General features: G+C 77.7%; 2 protein-coding genes. Both read left to right on the forward strand.

What is annotated here, in order from left to right:
• Positions 1 to 163 precede the first annotated feature (163 nt).
• Complete coding sequence (locus RM540_RS16245) at positions 164 to 862, forward strand: SIMPL domain-containing protein (protein ID WP_311666064.1); 699 nt, start codon at positions 164 to 166, stop codon at positions 860 to 862.
• Positions 862 to 1,539, forward strand: a complete 678-nt coding sequence (locus RM540_RS16250; RefSeq protein ID WP_311666066.1) for a nitroreductase family protein — start codon at positions 862 to 864, stop codon at positions 1,537 to 1,539. The genes RM540_RS16245 and RM540_RS16250 overlap by 1 nt, the downstream gene beginning before the upstream one ends.
• Positions 1,540 to 1,677 lie beyond the last annotated feature (138 nt).

Consider the following 1,677-nt stretch of genomic DNA (forward strand, 5'->3'; position numbering starts at 1 on the left):
GCCGCCCCGCCCGCGCCGAGGGCGGGGTGGTGCATTCTGCCCGCTGCCCGCTGCCCGCTGCCCGCTGCCCGCTGCCCGCTGCCCGCTGCCCGCTGCCCGCTGCCCGCTGCACCCGGAACCGCCCCGCCCGCGCGTTCCGGCCTCTCCCACACCCGCCCCGCCCATGCTCCGGCTCCTCCTCCCCGCCCTCCTTCTGGCCGCCGCCGCGGCGTCGGCGCAGCCGGCCCTCGACGACGGCGCGATCACCGTCTCCGGCGAGGGCCTCGTCTCCGCCCCGCCCGACCGGGCCGTGGTCCGGCTCGGCGTCGTGACTGAGGCGCCGACGGCGGCCGAGGCGCTCCGCCAGCACGAGGACGACGTGGCGCGCGTGCTCGCGCGCGTGCGGTCGTTCGGGATCGCCGACCGCCAGATCCAGATCGACGCGCTCCAGCTGGGCCAGAACTACGGGCCGAACGGCCCCGACGGCTACCAGGCCACGCGCGTCGTCTCGGTCACGACCGACAGCCTCGCCGCCATCCCCGACCTCGTCGCGTCGGTGGTCGAGAGCGGGGCGAACCGGCTCGACGGCATCGGCTACACGCTGAGCGAGCCCGGGCGGTACCGCGACCGGGCGCTCGACGAGGCCGTGGCCCAGGCGCGCGCCAAGGCCGAGCGGCTGGCGACGGCGGCCGGCGCCTCGCTCGGCGAGGTCGTGTCGATCCAGGAGCAGGGCGTCGGCATGGTCCCGCCGTACCGGGGCGGGGCGATGATGGACGTCGCTGTCGCGGCCGTCCGCGTCGAGGCGGAGCCCGGCGCCTACTCGACCGGGTCGAGCCAGGTCCGGGCCGGCGTGGTCGTGCGGTACCGGCTGGTCGCGCGGTAGTGGCCGAGCGCGTCCCCCTCGACTTCGAGCCCGTCACGCCCGCAGAGAGCGCGGCGCGGGCCGATGCGTTCTACCACGAGATGGCCCGGCGCCGGTCGGTCCGCGACTTTTCGGACCGGCCGGTCCCCCGCGCGCTCGTCGAGCGCGCCATCCAGACCGCGGCGACGGCGCCGAGCGGGGCGCACCAGCAGCCGTGGACGTTCGTGGCCGTCCAGGACCCGGACACGAAGCGCCAGATCCGCGAGGCGGCCGAGGCCGAGGAGCGCGCCTTCTACGCCGACCGCGCGCCGGACGACTGGCTCGACGCGCTCGCCCCGCTCGGGACCGACTGGCAGAAGCCGTTTTTGGAGACGGCCCCGTGGCTCGTCGTCCTGTTCGCCCAGCGCTGGAGCCCGGCGGGGCGGGGCGGCGAGGGCGGGGCGGGCGGCCGCCGAAAGCACTACTACGTGCAGGAAAGCTGCGGCATCGCCGCCGGCCTCTTCGTCGCGGCCCTCCACCACATGGGGCTCGCCACGCTCACGCACACGCCGGCGCCCATGCGGTTCCTGGGCGAGCTCCTGGACCGCCCCGCCCACGAGGCGCCCTTCGTCCTCTTCCCGGTCGGCTACCCCGCGCCCGGCGCGACGGTCCCGGACCTGGAGCGGAAGGGGCTGGACGAGGTCGCCGTCTGGCGCTGACACCGCCCCGCCCGCACCACCCCGCCCACGCCGAACGGCCGGGGCGGGGCAGCCCCAAACGAGCGCCGCCGCCCCGGTGGGGGGCGGCGGCGGACCCCGCGGGGCGGGGCGGCGGGGCCGGGGGCCTTAGCCGATCAA

Origin of the sequence: Rubrivirga litoralis (assembly GCF_031846415.1) — a bacterium.
Classification (GTDB): domain Bacteria; phylum Bacteroidota; class Rhodothermia; order Rhodothermales; family Rubricoccaceae; genus Rubrivirga; species Rubrivirga litoralis.

Coding starts and splice junctions, on each gene's coding strand:
- RM540_RS16245 (WP_311666064.1), top strand. CDS start 164: ATGCTCCGGCTCCTCCTCCCCGCCCTCCTTCTGGCCGCCGCCGCGGCG.